This is a genomic window from Ancylobacter sp. GW821-FHT10E12 (genome assembly GCF_058809335.1).
In genome coordinates this window covers 268,866-283,697 of record NZ_JBXASN010000008.1, presented here as the reverse complement: position 1 = coordinate 283,697, position 14,832 = coordinate 268,866, and the positions used below count along the sequence as shown (strand labels likewise).

Sequence of the window (14,832 nt, the reverse complement as noted above, 5' to 3'; positions counted from 1 at the left end):
ACGCAGTTCAGCCTGCAGCCGGATCAGCGCCGCATCAGGGTGGGCGTCGTCCGGCGTCTGGAGCTGCGCCGCGAGGGCGATGACCTCCTCTGGCGAGAGGAACGGGCGCGCGGTGAGGATGGCGCGGGGGATGTGCCTAGACATGGACGCCTCCCGAAGCGCCTGCCATGCGTTCCACCTCGCGGATGAGCGCGAGGAAGCACTCCGCATCCCAGTCCATCTCCTCCGGCGGCACGGTGATCTCGCGGCTGAGGCCGAGGTTGAAGGCGGTGACGCGCAGCTTGACCAGCAGGCCGTCCAGCGTGTGAGCAGGGAGCGCGCGCACCTGTTCGGACAGCCGGTCGCACAGCCGCGCCGCTTCCGCCGCGATCTCGGCACGCCCTTCCCAGCCGGTCTCCCGACGCACCCTCATGATCGCGTCGAAGTCCACCGCCTCCGCCGGACGGCTGCGCATGGTCTCATGGAAGGCCTTGTGCGCCTCATCAGCCTGCGTGCTCGCCTCCAGCCATCGGGCATGGGCTTGGTCGAATTCGGCCTGGAGGCGGAACAGGTCGGCGTCGGGGTGCGCGGCGGCGGGCGCATCCATCGAAGTGGCGATCGCGGCCACGGCCAGCGGCGTCATGAGCGGCGCGGCGGCCAGCAGCTTGCGGCGGGAGAGCTTAACCATGGGTGCGGCCCTCCTGCGCGGCGCGCTCCGACCCGATCGCCGGCACGAACACGCCGATGACGCGCCCGACCAGCTTCTGGGCGAGATATTCCCGTGTGAACGGGCCGTCGCTTAGCTCGCCTCGCCCGTGGGTCGCATACCAGACTTTGACGCGCTCCCATCCCTTCCCGCGAGCGTCGCGATCGCCGTCCAGGACGTACACGCCACACGGCTTGCGCAACATCCATCGCGAACGCAGCTGGCAAATCTCATAGTGCCGGCCGCCGAATTCCGGTTTCGTTTCATAGGCGATCAGGTAGAACTCACCCGCCTCCGGCTCTCTGTCCGAAGGATCAATGACCGCGAACTCGCCCTCCATGAGGGAGGGTGCGAAAGCGCCGTTCCGTATCGGCATCGTAAGATGCCCGTTGGGAACGTTGGGCAGCAGCATGACCTGCCGCAGCTCGGGCTGATGCTGGAAGAGCGCCGGCACGGTACTGCCGGCCGGGGATGGGCTGCGTTCGGACATGGCTCCTCCTTTGCCGGTCACGCGCTGCGCACCGGCTGGGCATTGGTTGGGTTCAGATCGGAAAGGGCGGCGGCTTACCGCTCGATCGACATCAGGTCGATCTGCAGCGTGTGGAGCCCGAGCAGCGTCAGCCGTTCGTAAGTGTCGGGTTGCATGCCCGGACCCGGGTGCGCGTATTCGAGGATCACGCGCAGCTTGCCCAGCATGCTGCCAATGGTCGGCGCCTGCGCCGTCAGCACGGCGAGGGCAATGTCGTCCTCCTCCGCTTCGGCTCGCAGCGCCTCACCCTCGGCAGCATCGGGCGCGTAGGCATTGAGGCGGTTGCGGTCCCAGGCAGCGAGCGCGAGATAGAACCGTTCGCGCGTCGCTCCGAGATCGGACAGAGCGTGCCGGGCTTCCGACCGCTCAGCAGGTCGGGCCTTCGGAGGAGGATCGGCGGGAGTGGTCGAATGCGGGTTCATCTGCACTCACCTCAAATTAACGCTTTTCGTTATGGTCACGTTAATTCGTTATGAATAGACGTGTCAAACGTTTTTCGTTATGGTCGACGTAATTCGTTATGAGGTAGCAGATGACACCGGCGCAGTGCAGAGCGGCCAGAGGACTGGTCGACTGGTCACAAACCGACCTCGCTTCATCCGCGAGTGTAGGTTTGAGCACCGTTCGCAATTTCGAAGCGGGGCGTTCTATGCCGATGTCGAATAACCTGGCGGCCATCCAGCGCGCCCTCGAATCCGCGGGCGTGATCTTCGTCGCGGAGAACGGCGAGGGGCCGGGGGTGCGGTTGCGGAAGGAGCAGAGATGACGGCCGCGGCGAGAAACCTAAGAGGCGTCGGCTGTCATCTCCAAACGAAAAGCCCAGCGAGCCATTGGGCCGCCGGGCGCAATTCATTCCGATCATGAATTTCGTGCACACGATGCCCTGAATTCACTCGGTTTTGTCCAGCGACCGCCGTTCGCTGCCCGCGATGATTCCCAGCGGCTAAGGCGTCAGGATGACGCGAAAATTGCCAGGGCGATACTGCTGAAGATCCGGCGGGGTGCCGTGCGCGTGGATTGCCCGGCCACGACCCCGGATCAGACCGTCGCGAACCGCGTCTGCGAATACCCGGCCACCCCAGGCGGCCAAGCTGCGCTGTGAGGAGTAGTAGGGGTTCAGGTAAGAGAGATGATCGTCGATCGAGGAGGGCGTTCCGGCCGCGCGCAGCTCCAGCCAGTTGTCCACCTCTTTGGCAACGCGCAGATTGATGCGGCTAGACGGCATACGATCCACTTCGCCCCACGCCCCGGGAAGGTTGCTCGCAATCATCGAGAACTGCCACTTGGCGTTGACGGTCTGCTCGACGTCACCCCAATGACCGCTGGCCACCCGGGCCAGGATAGTGTCGACCACACCGTGCAACTGCGCCTGAAAGTCCGGTTCGGGGAGGCTCGCGACCACCTCGGTCGTGGCGACCTTCTTGATCCGCTCAATATCCACATGGTTGAGAGTGATCGACTTCTCCGGCCGAGGCGATGCCTTTCCCGCATCCGCGTGGGGCTGCAGAGAAACAAACGCGGCGAAGACAAGCGCGAGGAGATTTTCCATGTCCTTGATCCTTTCGGACCGCCGGCTTTATTGCTGGCGAGGACATGAAATTCTTCCGCAAAATCGAATTCATCAAAACTCAAGGTCGATATTTAAAAGTATACTCGTGGATCTGTTAGAAGATATACGTAACTATTTCTTGTTCTGTATACGGAATTTCCTAGGTTTCAGTAATCCACGGTTTGTTCCCTACTCGCAGGAAAGAAAATCAGTAGGGAGTGCCTCTTGTGAGCGACGGAGTGCGGCGCCACTTTTCCCCCTAGGCCAAAAGGAGACCGCCATGACGACTTGGGTTCCGCTGAGGGAAAGCGCACTGCACGCGCCTGCACGCCGTCGGCTCGATCTGTTCCGGCGCTACGAAATCGGCGCGGCTTCGCTGGACAGCGGGAAACGCGGTCGTGAGCTCTCTAACACCGCGACGGCCATCGAACTCAACCTGGTCGGCAGCGCGGCACCCCGTATCGAGGCGGTCCATCTGAACCCGCTCTGGACAAACCCTTATGGCATCGTCGGTGCGAAAGGGCGCTATCAGAAAGCGCGCCCGTCAGTCATCGAAACGATCTTCCGGATGTCCGAAACGGTCTATGGAAGCCTTTCGACGCCAGACGCCGATGCCGCTGTCGCGAGGATGCAGACCTATGCATCGTCCTTCACTGATGACGACGAACGTTACAACGCGCTCAATGAGCTCTTGTCGCTGCCGATGAAGGCCTTGGGCCGGGAAGAGCTCCGCCTCGGTGACAATTGGATCGGACAACTGAAGATCCTGGCCGTTTACCACGGCCAACAGGCGACAGACGCCTGTCGGAAAGACAGTAAGGATAACAATTTCAACGCGTTCCATCGCAAGTGCAACGAGGATGCCGTCTTGGCTTGGAATGCGTATCGCGAGGCGTTGACAACGCACAATCGCATCGGGACGCCGCTCGGTGAGGTGACGCTCAAGCATATCGACAGCAATTCGCTTCAGCTTCTTGCGGCTGATCCCTTGAATGTCGACCGGGTGCGAAAGATCGTCGTCGAAACAGACTACTTCGTCACCGCGCGCCGGCTATGCGAACTTTTTCCTTGGTCGGAAGCCGATGCGCGTCAGGCGCTCTCAATCGCCAGCTATCTCTCCGTTGACGGCGCGGCTAACTACGTGGACGAGATGCGGTGGTTCGGCTCACGGCTTTTGGACATCTACGAACGGGTCGCCGCAACGGTAATGCCGGACAACAGTCCGCTGCCGCGCTCCCACGAATTGTACGATTATGTCTTTCCTCTCTTCACGGATACCTTTCCGATTGCGGTAACACCAGCCATGAAAACCTATATGAAAAACGTCCACCCTGACCTCGTGAAGGAATTCCGCAGCTCTCGCCAGACGGTGCGGAAGCTTTATTCCGTGTCGCTTCCCTTCGTTGGCGGCGCTATCGGCATAGCGCTCGCCGGCATAATCGCTACAACCGCTCTGCCCACGGGCCATACAGAGCGCCCGGCTTTCCAACAGCAGGCGCGAACCGGCGGTGGCTTGGTTGTCACGTCCCTCGACAGCCAATATGCGATTACCGGCGGCGGGATGACTGTGACCGGTGTGGCGTAACCGGGTTCACCGTCGAGCCGTTGTTCGGAGATCGTAGGCAAAGGGCCCATCGCCGATACACGATGTCCAGGACATGGACCTCGTGCCCCCCACTCCGCTGGCTCCTCGGCGCGACTGCCGCGTAACGCCGGCGGGCGCACGATTAGCCGCCACAGCAGCGCAAGCCGCGCCAGATCCCCATTTCCAGGGCGTGCGGACTGGCCTGGAAATGCACCGATGTCATCCCGTGGGCAGCATACAGTTCGCTGCGGGACGACGCAGAACTGGAGATCGGTCGGCGCACTTATGCGGCCTGCGCCCAAGCTATGCTGCCCGCCGTTCGGCGCTTGTCACTGGCGGAAGCTTAGTCCGCTCGGCGGCCGTGTGGATTGATCGTTCGCGCGGCCGTCGAAGCGTCTGGAGGCGACAGAGGTGGCGGGCGCGTTCAACGCCAACAGCCAAGACCGAGCAGCCTGCCGGAAGCCTCCTCATCGATCAGAATGGCAACGAACCTGATGTGACGCTGCGGAGCGGTACGGTTAGTCTGGGGGCATCCAGTTCCTCGACATCGGCGACGTGGCGGCAGAAAATCGGGCGATATTGAAGGGGTAACCTCACCAGATCGACACGCTTGACGGGTGCGACAACCATGCCAAGCTACCTTCAAACAAATGCGGGGGGATAGCCGTGTCTGAGATCAGCCAAGTACTACGGCGCGTTTCTATTTCGGCGCTTGCGGCGCTGTTCCTTTCGCCGCAATTGGCGCTCGCTCAGGAAGACGGCGCCGACCCGTTTGCCGTTTTTCCGATCGCCGTCCGCTGCGAGATGAAGAAGATCCAGCACGTCTTCTATCTGGCGAGAGTCGACGCGAATGGCGTCGCTCTCTACATCTCGCCGGGTCGTGCGGCTGGAACCATTACGGTTGATGGTACCGCACAGAGGGTTGGCGGCGACCAGGCGGGAAGCTGCAAGGATAAGACGCTGGAACAACTGCGAGAGAGCAAGCAGACGATCGATACGCAGCGTTGATTGGTCATCGGCCCGGCCGGCTGCCGATCGGCATGCCGCTGCCCTCTGGAACACCGCGGCGGGCCAGCGCCTTACAGTCGGTTTTGACCGATTCCGTTGAACAAGTCGGCCTGTGAGGCGTGCTGGCACGAAGCCGGACTTCGCCAGCGGACGTCTTCTCCGGTCATGCCGTGCTGGTCTGTGGTCCGCCCGGGAGGAGCTTGGCGAGCTTCCGGAGGTTCTGGGCGGTTGCGGCGAGGTGGAACTCATCCCGAGCTCCGTTCGGGCCTCGCAGGCGCAGGCGGTCGAGCTTCAGGATGCGCTTGAGATGCGCGAACAACATCTCGACCTTCTTCCGCTGCCGCCGTGACGTGACATAGGCGTCCGTGCCGGCGATGGCCCGCGCCATGTCTCGGGCGCCCTCGTGGATCGAGCGGGGTATTTTCCGGGCGGGTGTGGTCGGGCAGCAGCGGGGCTTCAGGGTACAGGCATCGCAATCCAGCTTGCTGGAACGATAGCGCATCATGCCATCCTCATCGACCAGGGGCTTGGGTGTGCGGTAGAGCTTCTGGCGCTGCCGCAAGAGCTTGCCGGCGGGACAGACATAGGCATCCGCCTCGCGGTCATAGGTGAAGTCGGCTCGGCTGAAGGTGCCGTCGCGACGTCCCGACTTGTCGAACACCGGGACTTGCGGCTCGATGCCATGCTCGTAGACCAGCCAGGCGAGTATCTCCGCCGAGCCATAGGCGCTGTCGCCCATCAGCCGTGCCGGGTAAAGGTCGAAGCGGTCCATCGAACGTTCGATCATGCGTTTCGCTGCCAGGACTTCGGCCTGGCGGATCGCCGTCGTCGCCTCTACGTCGACGATGATCGCGTTCTCCACGTCGATCAGATAGTTGGTGGAATAGGCAAAGAAGGCTTGGCCACCATGTGCGCCGGTCCAGCGGTCAGCGGGATCTGCCGGCGAGAGGAATTTGGGCGTGACTTCGGTGGCCGCGCCGAAAGCCGCTTTGCCCTCAACGCCCTTCTGGCGGCTGGCATCGGCCTTGATCAGGCTGGCATCGACAGCGAAGCCCTCTCCTCCAACCAAGCCCTCCGCGATACAACGCTGCGGCACGGTCTCGAACAGATGCCGGAGCAAATCGCTGTCGCGGAAACGACCGTGACGGTTCTTGGAGAAGGTCGAGTGGTCCGGCAAGCGGCCATCGAGCCCGAGGCGACAGAACCAGCGATAAGCAAGGTTCAGGTGGACTTCCTCGCACAGGCGCCGTTTGGAGCGGATGCCGAAGCAGTAGCCGATGAGTAGCATCCGGATGATCAGCTCGGGATAGATCGAAGGCCGACCCATCTCGCTGTAGAACGGACGCAGATGCGCGCGGATATCCGAAAGATCGACGAACCGATCGATGGCTCTCACCCGATGATCGGCTGGGACGTGGCGCTCGAGGCTGAACTCGTAGAACAGCGCTTCTTGCGCCATCTGACGCCCGCCCATCATCGCACCGCCCTCCATTCACAAGGACGACTGAATCAGGACGCCACAACCTAAGCAACGCCGACTTTTTCAACGATATCGGCGCGAAAGCGACCTTCTCTCGAGGCTCGATAGTCTAACCCTGCACGATCGGAACGCTCAAGACGACGCTGTCATTCTCGGTCTTTATAGTCAATTGGCAGCTGAGGCGGCTGTTCGGGCGGCGCTCGCCGATGAGCGCGCCGAGCATCTCGTCCTCCGCTGATGCGGGCGGCGGGAAGCCGTCAAGGCCCTGCTCGACATAAACGTGGCAAGTTCCGCAGGCGAGCGAGCCGCCGCATTCACCTTCAATGCCGTCAACGCCATGGGTGACGGCGGCTCGCATCAGGCTGGCGCCGGCCGGCGCGTCAATCGTCTGGCACGCTCCTTCCGCCAGGAGAAAAGTAATCTTGGGCACCCGAACTATCCTCGTCTCACAATGGTGTCGCACCGTAGCCGCGGACGCCCGGGGGTCTGGGACGTCCGCGGCCACTGCTCTCCGCTACATCGCGGAGATCTGCCCTCACAGCCGGTTGGCGTTCTCCGGCAGATATGGGCTCCACGGCTTCGGCGTGATCGGGGCGCTCTTGAAGACGATGTCGAACTGGCCCTTCGCGTTGACCTCGCCGATGAGCACCGGCTTCGTCACGTGATGGTTGGCGTTCATCGTCACCGTGTTGCCGCCCGGCGAGACGATGCTCTCGCCGACCATCGCCTTCGATACCGCTTCCGGGTCAGTCGTGCCGGCCTTCTTCACCGCCTGCGCCCACAGATTGAACAGGATATAGGCCGACTCGACCGGATCGTTCGTCACCTGCTTGGGGTTCTTCATGTAGGCCCGCCATCTGGCGATGAAGTCCTTGTTCTGCGGCGCATCCACCGACTGGAAATAGCTCCACGCCGCGAGATGGCCGACGAGCTGGGAGGTGTCGAGGCCCTTGAGTTCCTCCTCGCCGACCGAGAACGCCATGACGGGAATGTCCGTCGCCTTCACGCCCTGGGCGGCCAGTTCCTTGTAGAATGGCACATTGGCGTCGCCATTGACGGTCGAGATTACCGCGGTCGGCTTGCCGGCCGAGCCGAACGTCTTTATCGCCGTGACCTCGGTCTGCCAGTCGGAGAAGCCGAACGGGGTGTAGTTCTCGCGAATGTCCTCATCCGCCACGCCCTTCGACTTGAGGAAGGCGCGGATGATCTTGTTGGAGGTGCGCGGATAGACGTAGTCGGTGCCTTCCAGCACGAACCGCTTCACGCCGCCGCCTTCCTTGCTCATCAGATATTCGACCGCCGGGATCGCCTTGTTGTCCGGCACCGACGAGCCGTAGAAGATGTTCTTGGACTGCTCCTCGCCTTCATATTCGAGCGGGTAGAACAGCAGGCCGTTCAACTCCTCGAACACCGGCAGCACCGATTTGCGGGACACCGAGGTCCAGCAGCCGAAGACCGCGACGACCTTGTCGCGGGACATCAGCTCGCGTGCTTTTTCCGCGAAGAGCGGCCAGTTCGACGCGGGGTCGACGACCACCGGCTCAATCTTCTTGCCCAGCAGGCCACCCTTGGCGTTGAGTTCCTGCACCTGCCACAGGATCATGTCCTTCAGGATGGTCTCCGAGATCGCCATCGTTCCGGACAGCGAATGCAGGACGCCGATCTTGATGGTTTCTTCGGCGAACGCGGGGCGGGCCAGGGAGGCGGCAAGAGCAGTAGTCATGGCGAGCGCGGCCATGGCTTTGCCCAACATGCGGCGTGTGACTGTCATGTATTGCTCCTGAATAAGGGGACCAACCGAGCCGACTTTGGCTGCCTGCGTCAGGCAGGTGCCCCTCTCGGTCCTGAATGAGAACGTGCGGCTTGCGCGTTTTTCTTACGAGGTCCGCCCGGTGATTTTTAAGGGCGTCCAGAATCGCGATGCCAATGCGCCGTCCCTTTGGCAGTAATGCTCAGCGATTAGACATCCTCCCCACTTGCCAGTTGCAGAATGGCGCGTGAGCAAGCGCTCGTAGGGCGGTTGCCCGGCCCATGGGTCCAGTGGATGCGAATGTGCGGGTGCCAGTCCGGACAGGACTGGACCAATGGGCGGGGGACTGGTCCCATAGACTGAGGGAGCGCAGGTGAGGCATGGTTTCGAGGGATACGACGCGCGCCAATGACGATGTCGGCGCGCGCAGCTATGCGGCGCAGATATCGATCCTTCTTGACCGCTCGCGGCCCGAGAACCTCGCCCACCAGATCGCCGGACAGATCCGCGAAGGCATCGAGACCGGCCGCATCGCCGCCGGCACGCGCCTGCCGTCCTCGCGACGGCTGTGCGAACAGCTGAACGTCGCGCGCAACACCATCGTGCGGGCCTATGAGATGCTGGAGGACGAGGGCGTCACCGAAACCCGGCCCGCCTCCGGCATCTTCGCCCGCCGGCCGCTGAGGCGCGCCGAGGTTCCGGCGCCGCCCGCGCAGGAATTACCGGACAACCTAGCCACCATGCCGATGCCGGCTATGCCGCTTCGGGTGCAGCGGCTCGTCAATGATGGTGCCGGGCGGCTCTCCTTCGACTTCTATCCCGGCCGGCCCGACCACACGCTGTTCCCGATCAAGACGTGGCGCCGGCTGATCCAGTCCTCCTTGTCGCGCGGGGCGGCGCCCGGCCTCGTCCAGTATTCCGACCCGGCCGGCCTGCTTGTCTTGCGCTCGGCGATCGCCAGCCATCTCTCAGCTTGGCGCGGCATCGCGCCCGACCCCGGACGGGTGGTCATCGTCAACGGTATTCAGGAGGGCCTCAGCATCGCGGCGCGGCTGTTCCTTGGGCCTGACCGCACGGCGGTGCTGGAGAATCCCAGCTACCAGGGGGCCAGCTTCGCTTTCGAGGCCACCGGCGCGACCATCAAGCCCGTGCCGGTCGACGAAGACGGCATGATGGTGGAGCAACTGCCGGCAGGCCCTGTCGCCCTGACCTATGTCACGCCTTCGCACCAATACCCTACCGGGGCAACGCTCTCGCTTGAGCGCCGTCACGCCCTCATCGGCTGGGCAAGGCGCAACGGCGCCTACATCGTCGAGGACGATTACGACAGCGACTTCCAGTATGAGGGCTCGCCGCTGCCGCCGATCGCCGCGCTCGCGCCGGACTGCACGATCTATTTCGGCACTTTTTCGAAGTCACTCGGCGCCGGGCTGCGGCTCGGCTACATGGTGGTGCCCCCGGCATTGGTCGATGCCACGATCGCGGTGAAGACGCTGCTGAACAATGGCAGCAGCTGGCTGGAACAGACGGTGCTGGCCGAGTTCATCCGCTCCGGCGGCTTCGTCGCGCATCTGCTGCGGGTACGTGCGCGCTACCGCGAGAGCCGCGATGTCACGCTCGCCGCGCTCCGCCGGCATTTCGGCGACGTCGAGGTGAGCGGCGAAGCGTGCGGGCTGCATGTGTGCTGGCAGCTTCCGTCCGGCGTGCCGGCGGCGGCAACGCTGGAGGTGATGGCGCGCAAGGCGCGGGTCGGCGTCTATTCGCTGGCATCGGGCGGGGCGTTTGATGGGCTGGGCACCACGCTTTCCAGGCGCGGCATCGTGCTCGGCTATGCCGCGCTGTCGCCGCGGCAGATCGAGCAGGGCATTGCGCGGCTCTCCGACGTGGTCGACGACACGCTCGACGCCCGTCCGGCCTTCCTCAACGAGTTGCTGGTCCATGAGCCGCTGGTGCGCGTCCGTCGCAGCGAACCGGCTCCGCGCAATCGTCAGCGACCGGCCCTACGCGCCGCCCCACCCCGTCCGGCAGTCTCGGGCCCCGAGAAGCTTCTGGAGGTGCCGGTGCAACGGGTTCGAGGCATTTACCGTTATCCGATCAAGGGTTTGAGCGGACAGTCCGTCACCGGCATCGAACTGGAGCCGGGTAAGCCGTTCCCGGTCGACCGGGTGTTTGCGCTCGCCCGGCCGGGCGTGCCGGTCGACCCTTACGATCCGCAATGGGCGAAGAAGGGCCTGTTCGTCATGCTAATGCTGGACGAGGCATTGGCGCAGGTGCGCACGCATCTCGATCCGGAAACGCTGCTGCTGCAGGCGTGGGCCGGCTCCGACCAGGTGCTGTGCGCCAAGCTCGACACAGTGAGCGGTCGCGAGGAGCTGGAAGCCCTGGTCCACCGTCTGATGCCTTCGCTGACGGAGCCGCCGACATTGGTGCGCAGCCGCACCGGCCATTTCATGGACAAGCCGGACAACGTGCTCTCGCTCATCAATCTGGCGACGGTGCGCAGCCTTGAGGAAAAATGGGGCTGCTCGATCGATCCCTTGCGGTTCCGCGCCAATTTTTACGTCGACGGGCTCAAGCCGTGGCAGGAATTCGAGTGGATCGGCAGCGACATCCGGCTGGGCGACGCCGTGTTCCGGGTCGACCGGCGCAATGGCCGCTGCGGGGCGACCAATGTGAACCCCGCGACCGGCCAGCGCGATCTCGATATACCGGGCTCTCTCAGGGCCTCGTTCGGCCACAAGGATCTCGGCGTCTATCTCGTGACGCAGAAGGCCGGGAAAGTCGTGGTCGGCGATCCCTTCGCGGTGCCGTCGTCGAAGGCACAGGGGACGGCCATTGCAGCCTCCGCCGCCACGATGGCGGCTATGCCGCACCGCTTCATCTGCCGCGGCTGCTATTTCATCTTCGACGAGAGCAAGGGCCACGGTCCCGATGGCATCGAGCCTGGAACTCCCTTTCTGGCGATTCCCGCCAAGTGGCAGTGCCCTGACTGCGGAACCGACAAGACCGCCTTTCGGCCCTACATGCCCACATGAAGGATACCTCACCGCCCTACGAGCAGGCGAGCTACGCTATCCAGGACACGCCCGAGATTGTGGCGAAGCATTACGGGCGCTTCCTGCCGCAGGACAAGGCCGCGTTGGCTGCGCAGATCCTGAACCGGGTCTGGGAGGCAGCGTGATATGTCGTGCGCGTGGTGGCTTAGGCCACCGCATCGGCCCCCTCCCCCGAGCAACACGCTCGAGCACCTCTAGGGCCGAAACTAGGGCCAACGATATTTGTTAGGACTTTTCCCATTTTATTTCAGTTCATTAGATAAAATTTATGACGGACACCCTCTCCGCCAAAATCTGCTTCCCCAAAAGTATCAGGCAGCTTCATTCGACGTCGGGCACGATGGCGGCGCAAGCTACAAGCGCGGCGGGAAACAACGGGAGATGAGCTTGGGGGCCGTTTCGACGGTTTCGCTCGCTGAGGTCCGGAAGAAGGCTCCTCGTGCCCAGCGTCTGCCACTCGCGCATTGCCCCGATGAACTCGCGCGCGCTGCTGAACCACGCACGTAGCGCCTGAACAGCCAGCGTGTCTGGCCTGCCGCCACACCGCCGCTTGGAGGCCCCTCCAACGCTGCATAGCTCCACGCTCTGCGAAGGCCCGGATTTTGTTATTTGATCGATGCACAAAAACTACACATGCTTAAAGCACGTGCGAAGCCCCCGCCACCGACAGCCCTCATAGGCGTCCGGAGAGCCTGCCTTTGGAGCGCTTGTCTGCTTTCCCGTTGAGTTCGCATCGTCGGCTCGCACTCCCCAATGTCGGGCGGCCGACTTCTTGTCTCCGCCCTGTGCATGCGTTCTGGCTTGGGCTCTTCGGCGAATGAGCCGGTTGCTCGGCAAGGTCATGCCAGCATCTTATGAGCCGTACCGTGTCGAGGACGCGGCCATTCTGTCGCTGGAGGAGGCAAGCGCGCCGCCGAAGCTCGAGATCCGCGCGCTGAGCAAGCGCTACGGCGCCGTCTTCGCCCTGCGTGGCATCGAGCTTTCCATGCGCAGCGGCGAGTTCCTGACGGTGCTCGGCCCGTCCGGATCGGGGAAGACCACGCTGCTGCAGATTGTGAGCGGGCTCGTCGAGCCCAGCGAAGGGCGGCTCCTGATCGACGGCCACGATGTGACCGCGACGCCCGCGAGCCACCGCGGCATCGGCGTGGTCTTCCAGAGCTACGCACTGTTTCCACATCTGACCGTTCGCGAAAACATTGCCTTTCCGCTGGTGATGCGTCGCCGGCCGGCGTCCGATATCGAGCGCAAAGTCTCGGCCGTCCTGGAAATGGTCGAACTCGGTCCACTCGGCGCGCGCTTTCCGCAGGAGCTTTCGGGAGGACAGCAGCAGCGTGTCGCCCTCGCCCGCTGCCTTGTCTACGAGCCGGCGCTCATCCTCATGGACGAGCCGCTGAGTGCGCTCGACCGTCGTCTGCGCGAGACGATGCAGATGGAGATCAAGCGCCTGCACCGCGAGACCGGCGCAACAATCATGTTCGTTACCCATGATCAGGAGGAGGCGCTGGCGCTCTCCGACCGGATCTGTCTGATGGATCATGCGCGGATCGTGCAGCTTGGCACTCCGGCGGAGATCTATGACCGGCCCGCCAGCCTGTTCGCGGCCGACTTCATCGGCATATCCAGCATCCTGCGGGGTTCGGTCGATGCGCAGGGCCGGCTGCAGACCGCGATCGGGCAGCTGACGCTTGCATCATGCAAACCTTCGCCCGCGACCGGCACAGTTGGCGCGCTGGTGCTGCGGCCGGAGCATGTGGAATTGACCGCGACAGACGCCGGTTTCGGGTTCGGTCGCGTCGCGGAGGTCGTCTATGCCGGCCATGAGACGCGGATCGTCATCCGCACCGCCTCGGGCGAGACCATCATCGCGCGCGTGGGCGGCGATCGCCGCGTGCCGGCGGTCGGCTCCGAGACCGGTTTCCGATGGCCGCCGGAAAAGGCTGTGTTCATCGCCGGGTAGATCAGTCGGAACAGTGGGAACGGCGAGAGAAGGAAAGGTTGGCTATGGGAATCTTCAGGCATTCACTTACCCGGCGCAGCGTGCTCAAAACCGCGGCCGCGGCGGGTCTCGCAGTGCCGGGGATCTGGACCTTCGACCGCGCGTTCGGTGCCGACCAGATCACCTTCTCCGACAATGGCGGCAATCTCGGGGTCGCCTGCCGCAAGGCGTTCTATGATCCGTTCGAGAAGGAGACGGGCATTCGCGTCGTCAACGTCGCACACGACGCCGATCCGGTGACGCAGTGGAAGCTGATGATCGAGTCGGGCAATCACTTGTGGGACGGATGCATGGTCACGCCCGACTACGTCTTCCGCCTGACGCAGGACAAGAATTACCTCGAGTCGCTTCAGATCACGCCCGAGGAGGCGTCCGAGCTTCTGCCGGGGATGGTGACCGACAACCTGATGATCTTCCACATCTTCGCCGTGGTGATGGCCTACCGCACCGACCGCTTCGGTGGAGCAACGCCGGCAAGCTGGGGCGACTTCTTCGACCTTGAGAAGTTTCCGGGCAAGCGCGGCCTGTACCGCAACGTGCAGGGCACGCTCGAAATGGTGCTGCTCGGCGACGGCGTGCCGGCCGACAAGCTCTATCCGATCGACTACGCGCGCGCCTTCCGCAAGCTCGACACCATCAAGGATCACATCGTCTGGTGGACGAGCGGCGCGCAGAACACCCAGCTCCTGCAGAGCGGTGAGATCGACATCTCCGACACCTGGAATGCCCGCGCCAATGCGGCGATCGAATCAGGCGCGCCGGTCAAGATGCTGTGGAATGGTGTGTGGTCTTCGGACGGCTGGTCGATCGCCGCCGGCACGCCGAGGGCGGACCTCGCGCGCAAATTCGTGAAGTTCTGCATGAAGGCCGAGCCGCAGAAAACCTATGTCGAGATGACCAAGGTCGGGCCTTCGAACAAGAAGACCCTCGAAATGCTGAGCCCGGACCTGGCCGCCAAGCTGCCGACCGCGCCGCAGAACATCAAGGGCCTGACCGAGCTCGATTCCGCCTATTGGGCGAAGGCGAATGCCGAGATCACCGAGAAGTTCGAGGAGTGGCTGCTGAGCTAGGCTCCCGCCCCGCCGCCGGCCGCCGGCGCCTCGGCGGTCGGCGCCGCACAGACAGTGACTCGGCTCGCGCGGCAACGCACGCGCCGAGGCTTTCGATGACCACAAGGCTCCGGAACGGGCCTTC

14 protein-coding genes are annotated in these 14,832 nt (G+C 63.5%); 7 read left to right on the top strand and 7 right to left on the bottom strand.

Translation table 11 applies throughout. From position 1 onward, the window contains the following. Positions 1–136 precede the first annotated feature (136 nt). The 3 genes from AC1RU4_RS13510 to AC1RU4_RS13500 form a co-directional block, all read right to left on the bottom strand. The gene (locus AC1RU4_RS13510) at positions 137–667 is read right to left on the bottom strand and encodes a hypothetical protein (protein ID WP_492891600.1); all 531 of its coding nucleotides are present in this window, start codon (positions 665–667) and stop codon (positions 137–139) included. Beyond that, positions 660–1,175, bottom strand: coding sequence for a hypothetical protein (locus AC1RU4_RS13505; protein ID WP_492891599.1), 516 nt, complete (start codon positions 1,173–1,175; stop codon positions 660–662). The genes AC1RU4_RS13510 and AC1RU4_RS13505 overlap by 8 nt, the downstream gene beginning before the upstream one ends. A gap of 74 nt (positions 1,176–1,249) precedes the next feature. Continuing rightward, positions 1,250–1,636 carry a hypothetical protein gene (locus tag AC1RU4_RS13500; RefSeq protein WP_492891598.1) on the bottom strand — a complete coding sequence of 129 codons (387 nt, stop codon included), beginning with the start codon at positions 1,634–1,636 and terminating at the stop codon, positions 1,250–1,252. 110 nt (positions 1,637–1,746) lie between these two features. On the opposite strand from AC1RU4_RS13500, the gene AC1RU4_RS13495 reads away from it, so the two are divergent. Beyond that, the gene (locus AC1RU4_RS13495) at positions 1,747–1,980 is read left to right on the top strand and encodes a helix-turn-helix domain-containing protein (protein WP_492891597.1); all 234 of its coding nucleotides are present in this window, start codon (positions 1,747–1,749) and stop codon (positions 1,978–1,980) included. 177 nt (positions 1,981–2,157) lie between these two features. Here the strand turns inward: AC1RU4_RS13495 and AC1RU4_RS13490 are convergent, their stop codons facing one another. Beyond that, complete coding sequence (locus AC1RU4_RS13490; RefSeq protein ID WP_492891596.1) at positions 2,158–2,763, bottom strand: hypothetical protein; 606 nt, start codon at positions 2,761–2,763, stop codon at positions 2,158–2,160. 280 nt (positions 2,764–3,043) lie between these two features. Here AC1RU4_RS13490 and AC1RU4_RS13485 point away from each other — a divergent pair, with 280 nt between their 5' ends. Next, complete coding sequence (locus AC1RU4_RS13485; protein WP_492891595.1) at positions 3,044–4,348, top strand: hypothetical protein; 1,305 nt, start codon at positions 3,044–3,046, stop codon at positions 4,346–4,348. Positions 4,349–5,014: 666 nt separating this feature from the next. Beyond that, positions 5,015–5,356, top strand: coding sequence for a hypothetical protein (locus AC1RU4_RS13480; protein WP_492891594.1), 342 nt, complete (start codon positions 5,015–5,017; stop codon positions 5,354–5,356). A gap of 163 nt (positions 5,357–5,519) precedes the next feature. On the opposite strand, the gene AC1RU4_RS13475 is transcribed toward AC1RU4_RS13480, so the two are convergent. From AC1RU4_RS13475 to urtA, 3 genes are all read right to left on the bottom strand, one after another. Continuing rightward, positions 5,520–6,833 (bottom strand): transposase, encoded by a 1,314-nt coding sequence (locus AC1RU4_RS13475; RefSeq protein WP_492891593.1) that lies wholly within the window; start codon positions 6,831–6,833, stop codon positions 5,520–5,522. Positions 6,834–6,945: 112 nt separating this feature from the next. Continuing rightward, entirely contained in the window at positions 6,946–7,266 is a 321-nt protein-coding gene (locus AC1RU4_RS13470) for a 2Fe-2S iron-sulfur cluster-binding protein (RefSeq protein WP_492891592.1), read from the bottom strand. A gap of 105 nt (positions 7,267–7,371) precedes the next feature. After that, complete coding sequence (gene urtA, locus AC1RU4_RS13465) at positions 7,372–8,607, bottom strand: urea ABC transporter substrate-binding protein (protein ID WP_492891591.1); 1,236 nt, start codon at positions 8,605–8,607, stop codon at positions 7,372–7,374. A gap of 359 nt (positions 8,608–8,966) precedes the next feature. On the opposite strand from urtA, the gene pdxR reads away from it, so the two are divergent. The 4 genes from pdxR to AC1RU4_RS13445 all read left to right on the top strand — a co-directional run bounded on the left by pdxR (position 8,967) and on the right by AC1RU4_RS13445 (position 14,708). Beyond that, positions 8,967–11,621: a MocR-like pyridoxine biosynthesis transcription factor PdxR gene (pdxR, locus tag AC1RU4_RS13460; RefSeq protein WP_492891590.1), complete on the top strand. Its 2,655-nt coding sequence runs from the start codon at positions 8,967–8,969 to the stop codon at positions 11,619–11,621. Beyond that, positions 11,618–11,767: a hypothetical protein gene (locus AC1RU4_RS13455; RefSeq protein WP_492891616.1), complete on the top strand. Its 150-nt coding sequence runs from the start codon at positions 11,618–11,620 to the stop codon at positions 11,765–11,767. The genes pdxR and AC1RU4_RS13455 overlap by 4 nt, the downstream gene beginning before the upstream one ends. Positions 11,768–12,459: 692 nt before the next feature. Then, entirely contained in the window at positions 12,460–13,599 is a 1,140-nt protein-coding gene (locus tag AC1RU4_RS13450) for an ABC transporter ATP-binding protein (protein WP_492891589.1), read from the top strand. 44 nt (positions 13,600–13,643) lie between these two features. Continuing rightward, positions 13,644–14,708 carry an ABC transporter substrate-binding protein gene (locus tag AC1RU4_RS13445; RefSeq protein ID WP_492891588.1) on the top strand — a complete coding sequence of 355 codons (1,065 nt, stop codon included), beginning with the start codon at positions 13,644–13,646 and terminating at the stop codon, positions 14,706–14,708. The last annotated feature ends 124 nt before the right edge of the window (positions 14,709–14,832 follow it).

Bases quoted from the DNA above. Each gene is read 5' to 3' on its own strand.
- AC1RU4_RS13455 (WP_492891616.1), top strand. From the start codon at position 11,618: ATGAAGGATACCTCACCGCCCTACGAGCAGGCGAGCTACGCTATCCAG.
- AC1RU4_RS13495 (WP_492891597.1), top strand. From the start codon at position 1,747: ATGACACCGGCGCAGTGCAGAGCGGCCAGAGGACTGGTCGACTGGTCA.
- AC1RU4_RS13510 (WP_492891600.1), bottom strand. From the start codon at position 667: ATGGTTAAGCTCTCCCGCCGCAAGCTGCTGGCCGCCGCGCCGCTCATG.
- AC1RU4_RS13475 (WP_492891593.1), bottom strand. From the start codon at position 6,833: ATGATGGGCGGGCGTCAGATGGCGCAAGAAGCGCTGTTCTACGAGTTC.
- AC1RU4_RS13445 (WP_492891588.1), top strand. From the start codon at position 13,644: ATGGGAATCTTCAGGCATTCACTTACCCGGCGCAGCGTGCTCAAAACC.
- AC1RU4_RS13450 (WP_492891589.1), top strand. From the start codon at position 12,460: ATGAGCCGGTTGCTCGGCAAGGTCATGCCAGCATCTTATGAGCCGTAC.
- AC1RU4_RS13505 (WP_492891599.1), bottom strand. From the start codon at position 1,175: ATGTCCGAACGCAGCCCATCCCCGGCCGGCAGTACCGTGCCGGCGCTC.
- AC1RU4_RS13485 (WP_492891595.1), top strand. From the start codon at position 3,044: ATGACGACTTGGGTTCCGCTGAGGGAAAGCGCACTGCACGCGCCTGCA.
- pdxR (WP_492891590.1), top strand. From the start codon at position 8,967: ATGGTTTCGAGGGATACGACGCGCGCCAATGACGATGTCGGCGCGCGC.
- urtA (WP_492891591.1), bottom strand. From the start codon at position 8,607: ATGACAGTCACACGCCGCATGTTGGGCAAAGCCATGGCCGCGCTCGCC.
- AC1RU4_RS13490 (WP_492891596.1), bottom strand. From the start codon at position 2,763: ATGGAAAATCTCCTCGCGCTTGTCTTCGCCGCGTTTGTTTCTCTGCAG.
- AC1RU4_RS13500 (WP_492891598.1), bottom strand. From the start codon at position 1,636: ATGAACCCGCATTCGACCACTCCCGCCGATCCTCCTCCGAAGGCCCGA.